Raw genomic sequence first — 1569 nt, 5'->3', positions numbered from 1 at the left:
GGGGGGCGCAAGAACCCGAGCCTGATTCGGGACCTGGTGACGGGTGATGTGGTGCGCCCCTCGTAAGGTGCAGCTCGTTCCCACGCTCTGCGTGGGAACGCCGCATTGGACGCTCTGCGTCCGCTTGTGACGCAGAGCGTCACGGTATGCATTCCCACGCAGAGCGTGGGAACGATCTTAAGGCAGCAGGATGGTTGAGCCAGTCGTGCGCCGTGCCGACAACTCCGTCTGCGCTTTGGCCGCCTCCGCCAGCGGGTAGCGCTGGTTGATATCAATGCGCACCTTGCCGCTCTTGATCATCGAAAACAGATCGTCCGCCATCGCCTGCAAGTTTGCCGCACTGTTGGCGTAGGTCGCCAACGTTGGCCGGGTTACGTACAGCGAGCCCTTCGCCGACAGAATCCCCAGGTTCACCCCATCCACCGCACCCGACGCGTTGCCGAAGCTCACCACCAAACCCCGTGGCGCCACGCTGTCCAGTGAGGTCAGCCAGGTGTCCTTGCCGACGCCGTCGTACACCACCGGGCACTTCTTGCCGTCAGTCAATTCCAGTACGCGTTGTGCGACATCTTCCTTGCTGTAGTCGATGGTTTCCCAGGCGCCGAGGGATTTGGCCAGGGCGGCCTTTTCCGGCGAGCTCACCGTGCCGATCAGCTTCACGCCCAGGGCCTTGGCCCATTGGCAGGCCAGGGAGCCCACGCCACCCGCAGCGGCGTGGAACAAAATGGTTTCACCGCCTTTGAGCTCATAGGTCTGGCGCAACAGGTATTGCACGGTCAGGCCTTTGAGCATGGCACCGGCGGCCTGTTCGAAGCTGATCTCATCCGGCAGGTGCACCAGGTTGGCCGCAGGCAACACATGCAGCTCGCTGTAGGCACCCAGCGGGCCGCTGCCGTAGGCCACGCGGTCGCCAACTTTGAATTGGCTGACTTCACTGCCCACCGCGTCCACCACGCCAGCGCCTTCCGCACCAAGGCCCGATGGCAGCGCGGGCGGCGCGTAGAGGCCACTGCGGAAGTAAGTGTCGATGAAGTTCAGGCCGATGGCCTCGTTGCGCACCCGAACCTGCTGTGGGCCAGGCTCCGCTGGCGTGTAGTCCACATATTCAAGTACTTCGGGGCCGCCATGGGCGCTGAACTGGATACGTTTGGCCATCTGCACTTCTCCTTGGGTTCGAATCTGCGTAGCCCCCTATCGGACTCCTAAGCTTGATCCTCGTCAACTGCTGTGCACCTAAGTGCAGTGGCATCTAGGCGCAGTGGTATCCTGTGCGCCCATTTGCCGCCGACGCCCCATGGGCCTCGCGTAGCTTTGCCCGATTCAAGGTGATGCCATGACTACCCGCACCGAGGCCGTTAAAGCCTACCTGCTTGACCTGCAAGACCGCATTTGCAGCGCCCTGGAAACCTTCGAGACGGACACTCGCTTTATCGAAGACGCCTGGACCCGGCCAGCCGGCGGTGGCGGTCGTACCCGTGTGATGGAAAACGGTTCGGTGATCGAAAAAGGCGGTGTCAACTTTTCCCACGTGTTTGGCAGCGGTCTGCCACCGTCTGCCAGTGCCCATCG

General features: G+C 62.5%; 2 protein-coding genes and 1 pseudogene. 2 read left to right on the top strand and 1 reads right to left on the bottom strand.

Going from position 1 to position 1569, the window contains the following annotated elements; translation table 11 throughout:
- Positions 1-66 (top strand): annotated as a pseudogene (locus APH41_RS28865) (tRNA threonylcarbamoyladenosine biosynthesis protein RimN); the annotation flags it as partial.
- A gap of 111 nt (positions 67-177) precedes the next feature.
- On the opposite strand, the gene APH41_RS20155 reads toward APH41_RS28865, so the two are convergent.
- On the bottom strand, positions 178-1155 hold the full coding sequence (locus APH41_RS20155) for a quinone oxidoreductase (protein WP_034129198.1): 978 nt from the start codon (positions 1153-1155) through the stop codon (positions 178-180).
- 178 nt (positions 1156-1333) lie between these two features.
- Between APH41_RS20155 and APH41_RS20150 the strand changes: the two genes are divergently transcribed.
- Positions 1334-1569 (top strand): coproporphyrinogen III oxidase (locus tag APH41_RS20150; RefSeq protein ID WP_156359070.1); only part of this gene is annotated, 236 nt, incomplete at its 3' end.

Source organism: Pseudomonas sp. NBRC 111138 (assembly GCF_001320835.1).
Lineage (GTDB): Bacteria > Pseudomonadota > Gammaproteobacteria > Pseudomonadales > Pseudomonadaceae > Aquipseudomonas > Aquipseudomonas paracarnis.
The sequence above is the reverse complement of the archived record's forward strand: the minus strand, read 5'-3'. Positions and strand labels throughout refer to the sequence as shown.

Excerpts from the sequence above, each read along its gene's own strand:
- APH41_RS20155 (WP_034129198.1), bottom strand. The coding sequence starts at position 1,155 with ATGGCCAAACGTATCCAGTTCAGCGCCCATGGCGGCCCCGAAGTACTT.